The sequence below is a fragment of the Micromonospora sp. NPDC093277 genome (genome assembly GCF_044765245.1).
Taxonomy (GTDB): Bacteria; Actinomycetota; Actinomycetes; order Mycobacteriales; family Micromonosporaceae; genus Micromonospora.
The window spans coordinates 41,415-58,526 of sequence record NZ_JBIWJO010000015.1 but is presented as its reverse complement, the minus strand read 5'-3'; the positions used below and the strand labels follow the sequence as shown (position 1 = coordinate 58,526).

16 protein-coding genes and 1 pseudogene are annotated in these 17,112 nt (G+C 71.5%); 15 read left to right on the top strand and 2 right to left on the bottom strand.

The genetic code is table 11. The annotated features are described in order from the left end of the window. Positions 1-87 precede the first annotated feature (87 nt). The 6 genes and pseudogenes from ACIRG9_RS27240 to ACIRG9_RS27215 form a co-directional block, all read left to right on the top strand. Positions 88-369, top strand: a pseudogene (locus tag ACIRG9_RS27240) (ATP-binding cassette domain-containing protein); the annotation flags it as partial. Between the two features lie 55 nt (positions 370-424). Beyond that, on the top strand, positions 425-931 hold the full coding sequence (locus ACIRG9_RS27235; protein ID WP_402861752.1) for a hypothetical protein: 507 nt from the start codon (positions 425-427) through the stop codon (positions 929-931). Positions 932-1,093: 162 nt separating this feature from the next. Beyond that, positions 1,094-2,245: a DUF3103 family protein gene (locus ACIRG9_RS27230; protein ID WP_402861749.1), complete on the top strand. Its 1,152-nt coding sequence runs from the start codon at positions 1,094-1,096 to the stop codon at positions 2,243-2,245. Positions 2,246-2,431: 186 nt separating this feature from the next. Continuing rightward, the gene (locus tag ACIRG9_RS27225; RefSeq protein ID WP_402861747.1) at positions 2,432-3,703 is read left to right on the top strand and encodes an MFS transporter; all 1,272 of its coding nucleotides are present in this window, start codon (positions 2,432-2,434) and stop codon (positions 3,701-3,703) included. Between the two features lie 203 nt (positions 3,704-3,906). Beyond that, positions 3,907-5,769, top strand: coding sequence for a transketolase (locus tag ACIRG9_RS27220; protein ID WP_402862105.1), 1,863 nt, complete (start codon positions 3,907-3,909; stop codon positions 5,767-5,769). Positions 5,770-5,907: 138 nt separating this feature from the next. Further along, positions 5,908-6,471 (top strand): GNAT family N-acetyltransferase, encoded by a 564-nt coding sequence (locus ACIRG9_RS27215; RefSeq protein ID WP_402861745.1) that lies wholly within the window; start codon positions 5,908-5,910, stop codon positions 6,469-6,471. A gap of 3 nt (positions 6,472-6,474) precedes the next feature. Here ACIRG9_RS27215 and ligD read toward each other — a convergent pair whose 3' ends face one another. Then, positions 6,475-7,452, bottom strand: coding sequence for a non-homologous end-joining DNA ligase (ligD, locus tag ACIRG9_RS27210; RefSeq protein WP_402861742.1), 978 nt, complete (start codon positions 7,450-7,452; stop codon positions 6,475-6,477). Positions 7,453-7,604: 152 nt separating this feature from the next. Between ligD and ACIRG9_RS27205 the strand changes: the two genes are divergently transcribed. Continuing rightward, the gene (locus ACIRG9_RS27205) at positions 7,605-8,399 is read left to right on the top strand and encodes a maleylpyruvate isomerase family mycothiol-dependent enzyme (protein ID WP_402861739.1); all 795 of its coding nucleotides are present in this window, start codon (positions 7,605-7,607) and stop codon (positions 8,397-8,399) included. A 57-nt stretch (positions 8,400-8,456) separates the two neighbouring features. Here ACIRG9_RS27205 and ACIRG9_RS27200 read toward each other — a convergent pair whose 3' ends face one another. Further along, the gene (locus ACIRG9_RS27200) at positions 8,457-9,215 is read right to left on the bottom strand and encodes a FadR/GntR family transcriptional regulator (RefSeq protein ID WP_402861736.1); all 759 of its coding nucleotides are present in this window, start codon (positions 9,213-9,215) and stop codon (positions 8,457-8,459) included. 184 nt (positions 9,216-9,399) lie between these two features. On the opposite strand from ACIRG9_RS27200, the gene ACIRG9_RS27195 reads away from it, so the two are divergent. The 8 genes from ACIRG9_RS27195 to ACIRG9_RS27160 all read left to right on the top strand — a co-directional run bounded on the left by ACIRG9_RS27195 (position 9,400) and on the right by ACIRG9_RS27160 (position 17,060). After that, complete coding sequence (locus tag ACIRG9_RS27195; protein WP_402861733.1) at positions 9,400-10,641, top strand: ABC transporter substrate-binding protein; 1,242 nt, start codon at positions 9,400-9,402, stop codon at positions 10,639-10,641. A 78-nt stretch (positions 10,642-10,719) separates the two neighbouring features. Beyond that, positions 10,720-11,670, top strand: a complete 951-nt coding sequence (locus ACIRG9_RS27190; RefSeq protein ID WP_402861730.1) for a carbohydrate ABC transporter permease — start codon at positions 10,720-10,722, stop codon at positions 11,668-11,670. After that, entirely contained in the window at positions 11,667-12,482 is an 816-nt protein-coding gene (locus ACIRG9_RS27185; protein ID WP_402861727.1) for a carbohydrate ABC transporter permease, read from the top strand. The genes ACIRG9_RS27190 and ACIRG9_RS27185 overlap by 4 nt, the downstream gene beginning before the upstream one ends. Before the next feature lie 5 nt (positions 12,483-12,487). Further along, on the top strand, positions 12,488-13,636 hold the full coding sequence (gene dgoD, locus ACIRG9_RS27180) for a galactonate dehydratase (protein WP_402861724.1): 1,149 nt from the start codon (positions 12,488-12,490) through the stop codon (positions 13,634-13,636). Between the two features lie 4 nt (positions 13,637-13,640). Further along, positions 13,641-14,264, top strand: coding sequence for a bifunctional 4-hydroxy-2-oxoglutarate aldolase/2-dehydro-3-deoxy-phosphogluconate aldolase (locus tag ACIRG9_RS27175; RefSeq protein WP_402861721.1), 624 nt, complete (start codon positions 13,641-13,643; stop codon positions 14,262-14,264). Further along, positions 14,261-15,277: a sugar kinase gene (locus tag ACIRG9_RS27170; RefSeq protein WP_402861718.1), complete on the top strand. Its 1,017-nt coding sequence runs from the start codon at positions 14,261-14,263 to the stop codon at positions 15,275-15,277. Before ACIRG9_RS27175 ends, ACIRG9_RS27170 begins: the two co-directional genes overlap by 4 nt. A 27-nt stretch (positions 15,278-15,304) precedes the next feature. Continuing rightward, a complete protein-coding gene (gene manD, locus ACIRG9_RS27165; protein ID WP_402861715.1) occupies positions 15,305-16,534 on the top strand; it encodes a D-mannonate dehydratase ManD in 1,230 nt (409 codons plus the stop codon). Next, complete coding sequence (locus ACIRG9_RS27160; protein ID WP_402861712.1) at positions 16,524-17,060, top strand: gluconokinase; 537 nt, start codon at positions 16,524-16,526, stop codon at positions 17,058-17,060. The genes manD and ACIRG9_RS27160 overlap by 11 nt, the downstream gene beginning before the upstream one ends. Positions 17,061-17,112 lie beyond the last annotated feature (52 nt).

The window sequence follows — 17,112 nt, the reverse complement described above, 5'->3', positions numbered from 1 at the left end:
CGACGCCGAAAAGGAGTGGATCCAGAACTGTTGCGATTCGACCGATCCCGGCGATGTCCAAGGCAGAACAGGTGACGGGAGGGGTCGATGGGCGTCGAGGTGGCCGTGCGGGGACTGACGAAGTCCTTCGGTGGCCAGCCCGTCTGGTCGGACGTCACCCTGACCCTGCCGGCGGGCGAGATATCCGTCCTGCTGGGACCGTCCGGCACGGGCAAGTCGGTGTTCCTCAAGACCCTGGTCGGCCTGCTGCGCCCGGACCGCGGCGACATCTTGATCGAGGGGCGGAACCTGCCCAGCCTGTCGGAACGGGCGCTGTACGAGGTGCGCAAGCTGTTCCGTGTGCTGTTCCAGGACGGCGCACTGTTCGGCTCCATGAACATCTATGACAACGTGGCGTTTCCGGTTGACCCGGAGGAGGAGAGCCATGCGTATCCCGACCGTCCTGCGTCGACGCCCGGCGCGGATCCGACTCGTGCCCACCCTCGTCGTGGCTACCGTCCTCGCGGCGGCCGTGGCCCTCGCCGGCTGGTACGGCGACCGCCGCGCCGACCAGCGCGACCAGGCCGTACGCCAGGCACTGGCCACCGCGCCCGCCGCCGCCAGGGCGCTCTTCTCCTACGACTACCGCACCTTCGACGACAGCGTCGCCAACGGCCGCACCTTCGCCAGTGGGGCGTTCGCCGACGAGTACGCGCAGACCACCGCCGCGCTCAAGCAAACCGCCGCCAAGCAGCAGGCGGTCGTGCTCGCCGAGGTCTCCGCCACCGGCGTGGTCAGCGCCGACCCCGACCGGGTCGAACTGCTGCTCTACCTCAACCAGTACCGGCGCAACGTGACCACGGCGGGGGAGAAGGTCGACCAGAACCGGGTCGTCCTCACCATGGTCCCGGTCGACGGGGAGTGGAAGGTGGTCAAGGCCACCGCGATCTGACCGGAGTAACGGCGCGACACCGACCGGGCGCCCGATGTCCAGTTCGCCGAAGGCGCCCCGGTCGAGAGATGGCATTGACGAACCTCGATGCATTGATGCGATCATGGGCGTAGCCGGCTGTGCCGGCCGCCAGCCGGCGCCCGCGACCGCAGAGGAGTCCCCATGCATCCACGTTCCCGCCGTCTTGCCGTGTTCGCCCTGGGCATGGCGGCAGCCACCCTGATCGCCTCGGCGGCGACACCCGCACAGGCCGACCCGGCCCGCGCGCCGCGCGGCACCGACGCCGCTGCGACCGGCGTCGGGCCGGTCTCCGCCGGCACCGACCGGGTCGCCCGCGAGGTGGCCGACGCGCTCGCCGACCCCGCCACCCGTGACCGCGTCGTGTCCGCCGTCACCGCCGGGCCGGTGGATCTCCTGACGGCCGGACTCAACGCGCGGGCCGACCGCACCGCGCGGTCCGTGAACCAGGCGGTGCTGGCGGCGAAGGGGTTGCCGGAGAACACCGGCTCCGTGCTGCGACTGCGGCTCGGGCACGACAGCATGGCCGCCCTGCTGACCCGGTCCGAGCGCCCGCTCGTGGCGGCGGCGTCGACCGACGACGCGATGACCGGCGTGGCCGCCTACGACCCCGCCGGCGGACGCGTCCTCCTCGACCCGGTCCGGGTGCCCACCCGTCCGGTGCTGGTGGTCGAGGTCGACGTCCGGAAGTCGATGGAGCGGGGCCTGGCACAGGTCCGGCACGAGTTGGCCGCGCGGGGCTTGGCGCCGGTCAGGCGCGACGCGGCAGGCCCGGCTGGCGGCGGGTCCACGGTGACGGCGCAGGCCGGCTACTGGGCCACCAAGGTCAACGCCATCCGGCTGAACGACGACAAGGAGCCGTGGATCAAGGGCGCTGCCGAGATCTTCAACGTCGTCGGCGGATTCGGGCTCGACGGCAAGGCCACGGTCAACATCGTGGAGATGCCGTACCTCGACAACGACGGCACTATTTACTACCCCAACCAACTGCTGGTCCACTTCAACAACTACAAGTACAACCTGGCCGACGTGGTGATGTGGGAGGACGACGGCGACACCAACTACCGCGACCTCGCCAAGGCCCTGATCACCGCCCTGCTGACGGTCGTCGACTACGGCGCCTACACGCCGCTGGTCAGCGCGATCATCGACGCGATGCCGGCCAGCTGGTGGACCGACGACCCGGACTACGTCGACTCCTGGTACACCCTGAGCACCGGCAGCTCGGGTCGCCTCAACGGTGCCGCTGCCAACGGCTGGATGGATGTCGCCCCGTACTGGGTCCAGCAGTTGTGAGCAGGTTGCCGCCTCCCTCGCGCTCGATTGCGGGGGAGGCGGCAACCCCTCGCTGGGGACACGCGAGCGGCCGGGGCCCGATAGCATCGGGCGCATGACCTGGCGATGTTGATCCTTCCCTAGAGGCCGCGGGCCGCCGCGGATGCCGCACGTCCGGTATCCGTTGCGTCCCCGTGGGAAGGCCTCATGATCGTCACCCCTGCGCGCGTGCCCGCGACCGGCCGGCTGGCCGCCACGCTCTACGGCTACGCGTTCCTCACCGACTTCGTCCTGCTCTACCCGCTGTACGTGCTGCTCTTCGCCGACACCGGGCTGTCGGTCGGGCAGATCTCCTCGCTCTTCGTGCTCTGGTCGGCGTCCGGCGTCGTGCTGGAGGTGCCCTCCGGCGCCTGGGCCGACGCGCTGTCCCGGCGGCTGCTGCTCACCCTGGCCCCGCTGCTGCCCGCCGTGGCCTTCGCCCTCTGGGTGCTCGTCCCGTCGTACCCGGTGTTCGCCGTCGGGTTCGTGCTCTGGGGCGCGGGCGGGGCACTGCGCTCCGGCACCCTGGAGGCGTTGGTCTTCAGCGAGCTCGACCGGGTCGGCGCCGCCGACCGGTACGCCCGGTTGCTGGGCCGGGCGCGCACCGCAGAGGTGTTGGCCGCGGCGGGTTCCGGTGCGCTGGCCGGGCCGGTCTTCGCCGCCGGCGGCTATCGGGCGGTCGGCGCGGCCAGCGTCCTCGCGGCGCTGCTCGCCGCTGCCGTCGCGACCCGGTTCCCCGAACACCGGCCGGCCGCGCCCGTGGTGGCCGCCGCGCCGGCGGAGGGCGAGCCGGGCGTCGCGGGCCGGAGCGACGAGGCCGGCTGGCTGGCGAGCCTGCGCGCCGGCCTGACCGAGGCCCGCGCCGACCGCACGGTACGCGCGGCCCTGCTGCTCGTCCCGGCGGTCACCGCGATCTGGGGCGGCCTCGACGAGTACACCGGCCTGCTGGCCCGGGACACCGGCGTCGCCGAGGCGACGGTGCCGCTGCTGCTCCTGTTGCTCTGGGCCGGGTTGACCGTGGGCGGGCTGCTTGCCCCGGTTGGGGAGCGGCTGACCAACGGCGGGTATGCGGGACTGCTGGTGCTCGCCGCGTCGGCGCTGGCGGCGGGCGCGCTGGCCGGCCGTCCGGCGGGCTTCGTGCTGCTCGCGGTGGCGTTCGCCGCGTTCCAACTCGCCACCGTGCTCGCCGACGTGCGGTTGCAGGCCCGGATCACCGGGCCGGCCCGGGCGACCGTGACGTCGGTGGCCGGGATGGCCACCGACCTGACGATCGTCGTGTTCTACGCCGGCTATGGCCTCGTTGCCGGCGTGACCGGCAACCGCGTCGCCTTCGCGCTGTCCGCACTGCCCTACCTGGCGGTGGCCGCCTGGCTGGTCAGCTCCCGGGGCCGGCGGGCACGAACGGTGCCGCCGGCCGGTCGTCGGGTCGGCGTGCCATGACGGGGCCGGTCGACCGCACCCACAGGTCGACCGCGGGTGCCGCCGGCCTCACCTGCTGTGCTGACAACCCGACGGTTATCGGACAATTCGGGGCTCTCCTGGCTACCGTGTGGGCGAGAGGGCCTGGCGAAGCGGCCGGACCGGCCGTGGGCGCGGTGGCCCGGCCGGGAACGGGCCGATCGCGGGAGGCGATACCGGTGACGATGGAAGCAGAGCGCACCCTCGGCGACGAGGAGGTCACCCGGCTGGGTGAACTCGCCGCGCAGCTACGGGTGGACGCGATCCGCTGCAGCACCAAGGCCGGGTCCGGGCACCCGACCTCGAGCCTGTCGGCCGCCGACCTGATGGCGGTGCTGATCGCCCGGCACCTGCACTACGACTGGGTGAACCCGCCGAACCGGGCCAACGACCATCTGATTTTCTCCAAGGGGCACGCCTCGCCGCTGCTGTACGCGATCCTGCGGGCGGTCGGCGCGATCAGCGAGCAGGAGCTGATGGAGACCTACCGCCAGCTCGGGTCGCGCCTGCAGGGGCACCCCACCCCGGCCCTGCCCTGGGTCGACGTCGCCACCGGCTCGCTCGGCCAGGGACTGCCCGTCGGCGTCGGGATCGCGCTGGCCGGACGGTATCTCGACCACCTGCCGTTCCACGTGTGGGCGCTGTGCGGCGACAGCGAGATGGCCGAGGGCTCCATCTGGGAGGCCCTGGACAAGGCCGGCCACTACGGGCTGCGCAACCTCACCGCGATCGTCGACGTGAACCGGTTGGGGCAGCGCGGACCGACCGAGCTGGAGTGGGACCTGGACACCTACCGGCGGCGGGTCGAGGCGTTCGGCTGCCACCCGATCGTCATCGACGGCCACGACCTGGTGGCGATCGACGAGGCGTTCGGCCAGGCCCGGGAGGCGACCGGTCCGACCGTGGTGCTCGCCCGTACGGTCAAGGGCAAGGGGGTGCCCGAGGTCGAGAACAAGCCCGGGTGGCACGGCAAGCCGCTGAAACCCGACGTGGCCGAGCGGGCCATCCAGGCCCTCGGTGGTGTCCGGCAGATCCGCGTCAGCGGGCCCCGCCCCGAGCCCGTTCCGTCCGCCGAGAAGCCCTCCGCCCCGCAGCCTCCCGAGCCGCTCCGGTACGAGAAGGGCGCGATGGTCGCGACCCGGAACGCGTACGGGGACGCCCTGCGGGCGCTGGGCTCGCGACCGGACGTGGTCGCCCTGGACGGCGAGGTCAGTGACTCCACGCGGGCCGACAAATTCGGCGAGGCGTACCCCGACCGGTTCTTCGAGATGTTCATTTCCGAACAGCAACTGGTCGCCGCCGCGGTCGGGCTGCAGGTGCGTGGCTACCGGCCCTTCGCCGCGACCTTCGCGGCGTTCCTCTCCCGCGCCTACGACTTCATCCGGATGGCCGCGATCTCCCGGGCCGACATCGCCCTGTCGGGCTCGCACGCCGGGGTGGAGATCGGGGCGGACGGTCCCTCCCAGATGGGGCTGGAGGACCTGGCCGCCCTGCGGGCCGTGCAGGGTTCGACGGTCCTCTATCCCAGCGATGCCGTGTCCTGCGCCGCCCTGGTCGCCGGGATGGCCGACCGCAAGGGCATCACCTACCTGCGCACCACCCGCGGCAAGTACCCGGTGCTCTATGACAACGGCGACGACTTCCCGATCGGCGGCAGCAAGCTGCTCCGCTCGGGCAAGGACGACGACGTGGCGCTGATCGGCGCCGGGGTGACGGTGCACAACTGTCTCGCCGCCGCCGACGAGCTGGCCCGGGAGGGAATCAAGGCGCGGGTCATCGACCTCTACTCCGTCAAACCGCTGGACCGGCAGCGGTTGCTCGACGCCGTACGGGACACCGGCGGCCGGTTGGTGGTGGTCGAGGACCACTATCCGGAGGGCGGGCTTGGCTCGGCCGTGCTCGAGTCGCTGGCCGACCTCGCCGACCCCGTGCGGGTGGCCCACTTGGCGGTACGCGGGCTGCCCACCTCCGGCACCTCGACCCAGCTGATGGACCAGGCGGGGATCGGCGTGCACGCCGTCGTCGCGGCGGCGCGCGCACTGTGCTGACCGAGGCCCGGCGCCGACGCCCGGCCATCGCAATGGACAGCAGCGAGAGCCCGGCCGTCGAGCTGTCCGCACCGAAAGCCGGAAACGGCCTCACGATCGGGGGCTCACCGGGGAGGTGACCCGCCTTAGGATCGTCGGATGTCCCAGCCGGCGTATCCGATCCGAACCGCGCGCCTGACGCTGCGTCCGGTCACCCTGGACGATCTCGACGACGTGTACGCGTACCAGGGGCGCACTGACGTTGCCCGCTGGCTGCGCGAGGCCGGGCCGCGTACCCGGGAGGAGTCGCGGGCGTCGGTGGTGGCCATGACGGGCGAGGACGCGCTGCGCGCGGAGGGCGACTGTCTGACGTTGGCCGTGGTCACCGATGCCGGGGTGATCGGGACGGTGGAGCTGGTCTGGCGCAGCGCGTCCGATCGTACGGCCGAGCTCGGGTACGTCTTCCACCCGGACCACGGCGGTCGCGGGTTGGCCACGGAGGCCGCCGCCGCTCTGCTGGACTGGGGTTTCGACGAGTTCGGGCTGCACCGGGTCTACGCCCGGTGCCACGGTCGCAACGACGCGTCCGCCCGGCTGATGGCCCGGCTCGGCATGCGCCAGGAGGCGCACCACGTCCAGAGCCACCTGTTCCGGGGCGAGTGGGCTGACCAGCTGACCTTCGCCGTCCTGGCCGGCGAGTGGCGGGCCCGGGCCGGGAGTTGACGCTCACGCCCGCAGGCGGATCTCGGCCGGTTCCCGGTCGCTGCGCAGCCCCTTCCAGGAGGGGTGACGCAGCCGGCGGTCGGGGGTCCAGGAGCGGAAGGTGACGTCCCCGACCAGGCTCGGGTCGACCCATACGGCGTGGCGGGCGTGTTCGCGCGGCACCGGGGAGACGAAGGGCGAGTCCGGTCGGCTCAGCGGCTTCAGGCGCTGCTGAAGATCGCGCAGGACGGTCTGGGTGAAGCCGGTGCCGACGTGCCCGACGTAGTGCAGCTTGTCGCGCGTGTCGTACATGCCGAGCAACAGCGAGCCGATCGTGCCGGCCCGCCGGCCCGCGCCCGGTTTCCAGCCGCCGACGACGACCTCGACGGTGTCGTTGAGCGGCACCTTCACCCACGCCGGCGTCCGGCGGCCCGGCTGGTAGGGCGACCGGAGCTGCTTCGCGACGACCCCCTCAAGGCCGAGTTCCGCCGCCGCCGTGGCCAGGTCCCGGCCGGCCTCGCCGGACCAGTAGGGCGGGGTGTCGACGCTGTCGCCGCTGAGCTCCAGCTCCTCCAGCGCCGTGCGGCGCTCGGTGTACGGCAGGGGAGTGAGATCTCGCCCGTCGAGGTGCAGCAGGTCGAACAGGTACAGCCGTACCGGGGTCGCGGCGACCAGCGCGGCAGCCGGCGTCCGGACGTGCATCCGGTGCTGCAGCGCGGAGAAGTCGGGCCGGCCCCTGGCGTCGAGCGCCACGATCTCCCCGTCGAGCACCGCCCGCCGCCCGGCCAGCAGCGAGGCGAGTTCGTCCAGCTCCGGGTATGCCCGGGTGACGTCCCGGTCGTTGCGGCTCAGCAGCCGGACCCCGTCGTCGACGTAGGCGATCGCGCGGACGCCGTCCCACTTGAACTCGTAGCCCCAGCCGGGCCCGGTGGGCAACGCGCCGCTGGAGGCGAGCATCGGCGGCACGAGCTGCGGCATCCTGGTACCCACGTCCTCGATCATCGCCAACCTCGCCCCGGACCAGGCCGATTTCCGGCTTTTGCCCGGGATTGGGCCGGCGGTCGGGCAGCAGCAGTTCGAGCACCCCGGGGTGGGACGAGACACCCGGTTCCGACCTCCCGACGGGTTAGCGGGCGGGCATCTAGGTTGGGCTGGTGACAGCGCTGAGCTTCGACCGACACTGCGCCGAGATCGTCGCCCAGAGCGACCTGCTGCGTTCCCACCTCGACCGGGCCGACCTCACCGTGACCGTGCCGTCGTGCCCCGGCTGGAACCTCGGCCAGCTGGTGCGGCACCTCGGCGGCGGCCAGCGTTGGGCCGCGGAGGTGGTGCGGACCCGAGCGACCGTTCCGCCCGACGACACCCATTTCCGTGACCTGTCCGCGTTCGCGCGGGAGGAGCCGGCGGTGGTCGGCCCCTGGCTGGTCGAGTCCGCCGCCGAGCTGGCCGGCGCGCTGAACGGGGCCGGCCCCGAGGTCGCGACGTGGACTCCGCTGCCGGTCTCGTCCGCGACGGCGTTCTGGGCCCGCCGGTTCGCCCACGAGACGCTGATGCACCGGGCCGACGCCGCGCTCGCGCTGGGTGTGGACTTCGCCGTCGATCCGGCGGTGGCCGTCGACGCGCTGGACGAGTGGATGGAACTGGGCTCGCTGCCGATGATGTGCGACATCTACCCGGAGCGGCGTGAGCTGCTCGGTCCCGGCCGTAGCCTGCACCTGCACGCCACCGACCTCCCGGCCGAGGCGGGTGCGGAGTGGGTGGTCGACCTCACCGGCGACACGCTGGCCTGGCGGCGCGCGCACGAGAAGGCCGCGGTGGCCGTGCGCGGGTCGGTGACCGAGCTGCTGCTGCTGGTCTATCGCCGGCGGCCGGTCGGCGCGGCGGGCGTCGAGGTCCTCGGCGACGCCGCGTTGCTCGACCTCTGGCTGGACCGGGTCCAGTTCGGCTGACGGTCGCCCCGGCGCGGCCACGGTCCCGCCGGCGGCGGCGCCGAATCCGCCGCCTGCTTACCGGGCGGGCTCGGTGGTCTGCTCCCAGATCGACTTCATCTCGTCGAACGCCTGCTCCATGAGCTGCACCATCGCCTCCCGGGCGCGCTCGCCGTCCTGCCGCTGGATCGCCTGGGCCACCTCGGCGTGCAGGTGCAGCGCCTGCTCGTGCGGGTGGTGCGGCATGAGGTGGTGCTTGTGCCGGCCGGTGAGCACCTCCGCGACCAGATCCTGCAGCCGGACGAACATCTCGTTGCCGGAGGCGAGCAGCACCCGCCGGTGGAACTCGATGTCGAGGCGCAGGAAGCGCTCCTCGTCGCCGGCCTGACCGGCGGCCCACATCTTTGCCGCGAGGCCGACGAGATCGCTCGCCTCGTCGTGACCGGCCCGGCTGGCGGCCAGCTGCGCGGCGTGCGGCTCGATGGCGGTGCGCAGCTCGGTGATCGACCGGAGCTGGGCGATCCGGCTCGCCGAGGCGAGCCGCCAGCGGATCACCTGCGGGTCGAAGACGTTCCAGTCGTGTGCCGGCCGGATCGTCACCCCGACCCGTCGTCGGGTCTCGATGAATCCGATCGACGCCAGGACCCGCAGCACCTCGCGGACCACCGAGCGGGACACCTCGTACCGGTCGACCAGTTCGTCGATGTTGAGGACCGTCCCTGGGGCGAACTCGCCACCACAGATGGCGGTGCCGAGGTGCTCGAGCACGCGGGCGTGCAGCCCGGCTTCGGCGGGGGCGTGCTGGGCGGCGATGCCCCCGGAGGAGTACGGTTCCACGTCAAGGATCATATCAGTTAGATCAACCCCTTGAATAAGTCAGCTTTTTCGGCCTAGCATCCCGCTGTAAAGCAGACGTTACAACGCTGTGGCGCTCTTCCCCTGGACGGCGACCACGTGTAAAGGAGAGATAACGGTGCGACGTCGATCGGTAATCGGTACGTCTCTGGCCGTGGTTGCCGCCATGGGCCTGTCCGCCTGTGGCAGCGGGGGCGACGGCGGCAGCGGGTCGAAGACCCTGCGCGTGACGCTGGTGAACCACGTCTGGACCGAGAACATCAAGAAGGCCCTGCCGGAGTTCGAGAAGCAGTCGGGCCTCAAGGTCGAGGTCACCCAGCTCGGTGAGGACCAGCTCTCCGACCAGTACAACGTCAAGCTGAACGCCGGGACCAGCGACCTCGACGTGATGATGTACCGGCCGCTGCAGGAGGGGAAGCTGTTCGCCAAGAACAAGTACCTCGCCGACCTGACCGAGCGGACCAAGTCCGACAGCGGCTTCGACTTCAGCGACTTCCAGGCCGGCCCGGTGCAGGCCACCACGTACAACGACAAGGTCGTCGGCGTGCCGATCATCACCGAGTCGGAGGTCCTCTACTACCGCAAGGACCTGCTGGAGAAGTCCGGCTTCACCGCTCCGCCGACGACCCTCGACGAGCTCAAGGCGCAGGCGGCGAAGGTCGAGGCCGACAACCCCGGAGTCGCGGGCTTCGTGGCCCGTACCGGCAAGGCGGCCGCCGTCACGCAGTTCTCCAGCTTCCTGTACAGCTTCGGCGGCGACTTCGTCGACGAGAGCGGGAAGGCCACGGTCAACACCGAGCAGGCCAAGCAGGCGTACGCCTACTACGGCGGGCTGCTGCGTGAGCACGGGCCGAAGAACATCAGCACCGACATGAGCTGGTCGGAGGCGATGGCGATCTTCACCCAGGGTAAGGCGGCCTTCTACACCGAGGCCAACTCGCTCTACAAGAACGCCACCGACCCGACCAAGTCGAAGGTCTCCGACACCGTCGGCTTCGCGGCGTTCCCGGCCGGCCCGGCCGGCTCGAAGTCGTACAACATCCCGTCCTGGGCGCTCGGCGTCAACGACGGGTCGAAGAACAAGGACAACGCCTGGAAGTTCATCCAGTGGGCGGCCGGCAAGGAGCAGGCCCTGGAACAGCAGAAGGCCGGCGTCCCCGGCGCCCGCGCCTCGGTCTGGGCCAACCCCGAGGGCATCGCGACCTACCCGAAGGACCTCGCCGAGGCCACCACGGCCAGCACCACCACCGGCGTCGGCCACGACCGTCCGCTGGTCGTGAAGGTCGCCCAGGCGCGTGAGATCGTCGGCCAGCCGATCGTCGACGCAATCACCGGCAAGGACGCGGCCGCCTCGGCGGACGCGGCGAACGCGGCGTTCCAGAAGTTCCTCGACGACGAGGCGAAGTAACCCGCGCGCGGGGTGGCGGGGCCGACCGGCTCCGCCACCCCGCCGTTCGGACCCCTGGCCCTGAACACCGGAGACCTCATGTCAGCCCCTACCGCACCCGTCACCAGATCGCCCGACGCGCGCCCGACATCCGTGCCGGAGTCGGCCTGGTCGCGTTGGGCCAACGCGCATCGCAAGTGGCTCTTCGCGGCACCGGCCATGGCCTTCGTCGCCCTGCTGATCGTCTTTCCCGTGGCGTGGACCGGATACCTCAGCCTGACCGACGCCGAGGGTTCCGTACGCGCCGAGAGCAACTTCATCGGCTTCCAGAACTACCTCGACGTGCTCAGCGACACCGACCGGTTCTGGCCGGCGGTGTGGCGCACCGTCTTCTTCACCGGCGTCGTGCTCCTCGTCGAGGTCGCGCTCGGCATGGCGATCGCCCTGCTGCTGTGGCGACCGTTCCGTGGTGAGAAGTGGATCCGGGTCGCCATCCTCCTGCCGCTGGTGGCCACCCCGGTCGCGGTCGGCATGATGTGGCGGCTGATCTTCGATCCCAACATCGGCATGGCGAACCAGCTGCTCAGCTGGTTCGGCATCGGCCCGCAGCCCTGGCTGGCCGGCCAGAGCTCGGCCCTGCCGACGACGATGTTCATCGACATCTGGCAGTGGACTCCGATGGTCGTGCTGATCCTGCTGGCCGGTCTGACGTCGCTCTCCGACGAGCCCCAGGAGGCTGCCCTCATCGACGGTGCCAGCACCTGGCAGCGGTTCCGGCACGTCACCCTGCCGCTGCTGATGCCCACCGTGATCGTCGCGATCCTGCTGCGTGGCATCGACGCGCTGAAGACCTTCGACATCCTCTACGCCACCAAGGGCCGCGGCGGCGGGTCGTTCCACGAGGTGGAGACCCTCAACGTCTACGCGTACGGCCTCAGCTTCGACTACAACGAGTACGGCATCTCATCGACGGTCCTCATCATCTTCTTCCTGATCATCATCGGGGTGATGTGGGCCCTGACCTATCGCAAGAAGGGGTTGCAGCGATGAACCCGAGCCGGCCGTTCAAGGTCTTCAAGGCGCTGGCGCTGGCCGTCGTGGTGCTCTCGCTGATCGCCCCGCTGCTCTGGATGATCGCCGCCTCGTTCAAGACCAACGTCGACATCTACGACACCGACAAGGCCTTCGCCTTCTCGCCCACGCTGGACAACTACCACAACGTGCTCCAGCAGGCGAACTACGTCCAGTTCATCGGCAACAGCCTCTGGGTGGCGTTCGCCGCCACGGTGCTCTCCCTCCTCCTCGGGGTGCCCGCCGCGTACTCGATGAGCCGGTTCAACATGAAGAAGTCCGCGCTCGTCGTACTCATGGCCCGGGTCATCCCCGGTGTCTCGCTCCTGGTGCCCTGGTACTACGTCTTCTCGAACCTGCAGATGGTCGGCGGCTTCACGGTGCTGATCCTCAGCCACATGTTCGTGTCGCTGCCGTTGATCGTCTACATCATGATGGGCTTCTTCGACAGCCTGCCCGAGGACCTGGAGGAGGCGGCGCTGGTCGACGGGCTGACCCACATCGGCGCGTTCCGCCGGATCACCCTGCCGCTCTCCGTGCCGGGCATCGCCACGGCCGGGATCCTGTCCTTCATCTTCTCCTGGAACAACTTCATGTTCGCCCTGGTGCTCTCCGGCGCGGACACCAAGACCCTGCCGGTGGCGATCTTCGACTTCGTCGGCTACGCCAGCATCGACTGGGGCGGCCTGATGGCCGCGGCCACCGTGGTCACCCTGCCGATCATGGTGATCGCCCTGTTCGTGCAGAAGTACATCGTTTCCGGCCTCACCGCCGGCGCCACGAAGGGCTGAGCGGCATGACCACCATCGAACGCGTCGAGACCTTCCTCGTCGCCCCCCGCTGGCTCTTCGTCCGCGTCGAGACCACCGACGGGATCGTCGGCTGGGGCGAGGCGACCTGCGAGGGCCGGTCCGAGACCGTCCGCACCGCCGTCGATCAGCTCAGCGAACTGCTGATCGGCCGGGACGCGTTGCGGATCGAGGACCACTGGCAGGTCATGACCAAGGGTTCCTTCTATCGCGGCGGGCCCATCCTGGCCAGCGCCGTGGCCGGCCTCGATCAGGCACTGTGGGACATTGCCGGCAAGCACTACGGTGCCCCGGTGCACCAGCTGCTCGGCGGCCCGGTCCGGGACCGGATCCGGGTGTACGGCTGGGTCGGCGGCGACGAGCCCAGCGAGGTCCGCGACCAGATCAGCGCCGCCGTCGAGTCGGGCCTCACCGCGGTGAAGATGAACGCCTCCGGCCCGATGAGCCCGGTGGGCTCGGTGGCCGAACTCGACGGTGTGGTCCAGCGGGTCGCCGCGGCCCGCGAGGTGCTCGGCGACCACCGGGATGTCGCGGTCGACTTCCACGGCCGGTTCAGCCTCGCCACCGCCCGCCGGGTCGCCCCGCTGCTCGAGCCCTACCGGCCGTTCTTCCTGGAGGAGCCGGTCGTCCCGGAGAACTCGCACCTCATCGGCGAGCTGGTCCGCGCCACCACCACCCCGGTGTCCACCGGGGAGCGGCTCTACAACCGGCAGGAGTTCCTGCCGGTGCTCCAGGCCGGCATCGCCGTGGCCCAGCCGGACCTCTCGCACGCCGGCGGCATCACCGAGGTCCGCAAGATTGCCGCGCTGGCCGAGGTGTACGACGTGCAGCTCGCCCCGCACTGCCCGCTCGGCCCGATCGCCCTGGCGTCCTGCTTGCAGGTCGGCTTCGCCACGCCGAACTACCTGATCCAGGAACAGAGCATCGGCATCCACTACAACCTCGGCGCCGAGGTGCTCGACTACTGCCTCGACAAGGAGCCACTGACCTTCGTCGACGGCTACGTCGAGCGGCTCACTGGACCCGGTCTCGGTATCGAGATCGACGAAAACGCGGTGCGGGTGGCGGACAAGCGCGGGCACGCCTGGCGCAGCCCCACCTGGCGGCACCGCGACGGCTCCTATGCGGAATGGTGATCCTGTGACTGTCAATCTCGCCGCCGAACTCGCCGCCACCCGGATCCTCGCGGTCATCCGGGGCACCGACACCGCCGGTGCGATCGCCGCCGGCACCGTCCTGCTGGAAGAGGGCGTACGCATCGTCGAGGTGGCCCTCACCACGCCGAACGCGGCCTCGGCCGTCGAGGCGCTGCGCGCGGTCGCACCCGCCGGTTCGCTGGTCGGCGCCGGGACGGTGCTCACCGCCGCCGACGTCGCCGACGTGGCCGCCGCCGGCGCGCAGTTCGTGGTGACGCCGGCCGTGGTCGAGTCGATCCCCGCGGCGGCCAGGCGCGGCCTGCCCGTCGCCGCCGGAGCCTTCACCCCGACCGAGGCGTACACCGCGATGCGGATGGGCGCGTCGGCGATCAAGCTGTTTCCGGTGTCGGTGGGCGGTCCGGCGTACCTGAAGGCGGTGCGCGACCCGTTCCCGAACATCCCGTTCGTCGCGGTCGGCGGGGTGGGCCTGGCCGACCTGCCCGGATACTTCGCCGCCGGGGCGATCGCCGTCGGCGTGGGCGGGCCGCTGGTCGGCGACGCGGCCTCCGGCGGCGACCTCGACGCCCTGCGCGAGCGGGCCCGCGCCTACCTCGCCGCCGTCGCATGACCGCCACCGACCTCGACGCCGCGCGCGGCCCGGGCCCGCACCTACCCGGCCCGCGCGTCGGGACCGGCGTCGACCTGCTCACCTTCGGCGAGTCACTGGTGTCGCTGCGCTCGGCCGGGCCGCTCGCCGCCGGTGGCCCGCTGCTCCCGCACCTGGCCGGGGCGGAGTGCAACGTGGCCGTCGGCGTGTCCCGGCTCGGCCACCGCGCGGCCTTCGCCGGCCGGGTCAGCGACGACGAGCTGGGCGGGTTCCTGCTGCGGCAGCTGCGTGCCGAGTGCGTGGACGTCACCCACGTGACCCGCGACCCGGAGCGTTCGGCCGGGCTGATGTTCCTGGAGCGGCGCACCGCCGACCTGATCCGGGTCGTCTACCAGCGGGCCGGCTCGGCCGGGTCCGCGCTGTGCGTCGACGACCTGCGTCCCGCCCTGGCGGCCGGGGCGCGGGTGCTGCACCTGACCGGAATCACCCCGGCGCTGTCCGACAGCGCCCGGGAGGCCACGATGTGGGCGGCGCAGACCGCCGCCCGGGCCGGGGCGCTGGTCTGCCTCGACGTCAACCACCGGACGAAGCTGTGGAGCCGGGACGCCGCCCGGGCCGTGCTCACCCCGCTCGCCGGGCACGCCTCGGTCGTCGTCGCCTCCGCCGACGAGCTGGACCTGGTCGGCACGCCGGGCGCCGACGAGCCGACCCTGGTGGCCGAACTGCTCGACCGGGGCGTGTCGACCGTGCTGGTGAAGCTCGGCGGCGACGGCGCCCGCGCGTACACCCGGGACGGCCGGCTGGAAGCGGCGGCGCTGCCCGTGACGGCGGTCGACACCGTCGGCGCGGGGGACGCGTTCACCGCCGGCTACCTCTCCGGCCACCTGGACGGACTCGACCTGGCCGGACGCCTGCGCCGCGCGGTCACCCTCGGCGCGTTCGCCGTCGCCGGGCACGGCGACTGGGAGACCCTGCCGCGCCGCGACGAACTGTCCCTCCTGGACGGCCTGCAGCCCGGCAGCACCCTACGCTGACCCCACCCTCGAGAAAGGCACCCCCGCGTGAAGATCGTCGCAGCGGACGTCATCGTCTCCAGCCCCGACCGCAACTTCGTCACCCTCAAGATCACCACTGACGAGGGGCTGACCGGGCTGGGGGACGGCACCCTCAACGGGCGGGAGCTCTCCGTCGCGTCCTACCTGGCTGACCACGTCGTTCCCCTGCTGATCGGGCGGGACCCGCACCGGATCGAGGACACCTGGCAGTTCCTGTACCGGTCGGCGTACTGGCGGCGCGGCCCGGTCACCATGGCCGCCATCGCGGCGGTGGACGTGGCCCTCTGGGACATCAAGGCCAAGGCCGCCGGGATGCCGCTCTACCAGCTCCTCGGCGGCGCCTCCCGGACCGGGATCATGGCGTACGGGCACGCCTCCGGGCGGGACGTGCCGGAACTCTTCGACTCGATCCGCCGCCACCTGGAGCTGGGCTTCCGGTCCATCCGGGTGCAGACCTCGGTGCCCGGCATCGACGCCGTCTACGGCGTGGCCGCGCAGCCCAGCGCCGACGGCAAGCGCTACGACTACGAGCCCGCCCAGCGCACCCCGCTGCCGCCGGAGGAGGACTGGGACACCCGCGCCTACCTGCGCCACCTGCCCGGCGTCTTCGAGGCGGTACGCAACGAGTTCGGCCCCGAACTGCCGCTGCTGCACGACGGGCACCACCGGATGACCCCCATCCAGGCCGCCAAGCTCGGCAAGGCGCTCGAACCGTACGACCTGTTCTGGTTGGAGGACTGCACCCCGGCGGAGAACCAGGAGGCGTTGCGGCTGGTTCGCCAGCACACCACCACCCCGCTGGCCATCGGCGAGGTGTTCAACACCGTCTGGGACTACCAGACGCTGATCCGGGAACAGCTCATCGACTACGTCCGGTCCGCCGTGACCCACACCGGCGGCATCACGGCCATGCGCAAGCTGCTCGACTTCGCCGCCCAGTACCAGATCAAGTCCGGCATCCACGGCCCCACCGACATCTCGCCGGTCGGCATGGCCGCCGCGCTGCACCTGGACCTGGCCATCCACAACTTCGGCATCCAGGAGTACATGCAGCACGGCCCCCTCACCAACGAGGTGTTCCGCCAGTCGTTCACCTTCACCGACGGCTACCTGCACCCGGGAGAGCAGCCTGGCATCGGCGTGGAACTCGACGAGGAGGCCGCCGCCAAATTCCCGTACCAGCCGGCGTACCTGCCGTTCAACCGGCTCAAGGACGGCACCGTCCATGACTGGTGAGCCCCGGCACATCGTGGTGATGGGCGTGTCCGGAGCCGGCAAGACGACGGTGGCCCGGGGGATCAGCGAGCTGACCGGCCTGCGGTTCGCCGAGGCGGACGAGTTCCACTCGGCGGCCAACGTGGCGCGGATGCACGCCGGCATCCCGCTGGACGACGCGGCACGCTGGCCCTGGCTGCGCGCCCTGGCCACCTGGATGGCCGAGCGGCATGCCGAGGGGGTCTCCACCGTGCTGGCCTGCTCGGCGCTGAAGCGTGCCTACCGCGACGTGCTGCGGCAGGGACCGTCGGTCGTGGAGTTCCTACACCTGGACGGGGCGGCGGAGCTGATGCGGGAGCGGTTGGACCGGCGGGTCGGGCACTACATGCCGGCGAGCCTGTTCGACTCGCAGCGGGCGATCCTGGAGCACCTGGAGGCGGACGAGTCCGGCGTGGTGCTGGAGGTGGCGGCGACGCCGGACGACCTTGTCCGGGCGGCCATCGACCGGCTCGGCCTGCCGCTGAGCGCCCCGGCCCCCGGCCGCTGATCGGGGCCGGACCCGGCGTCGGCGTAGTGCCGGGGCCGGGCCTCGGCGTCCC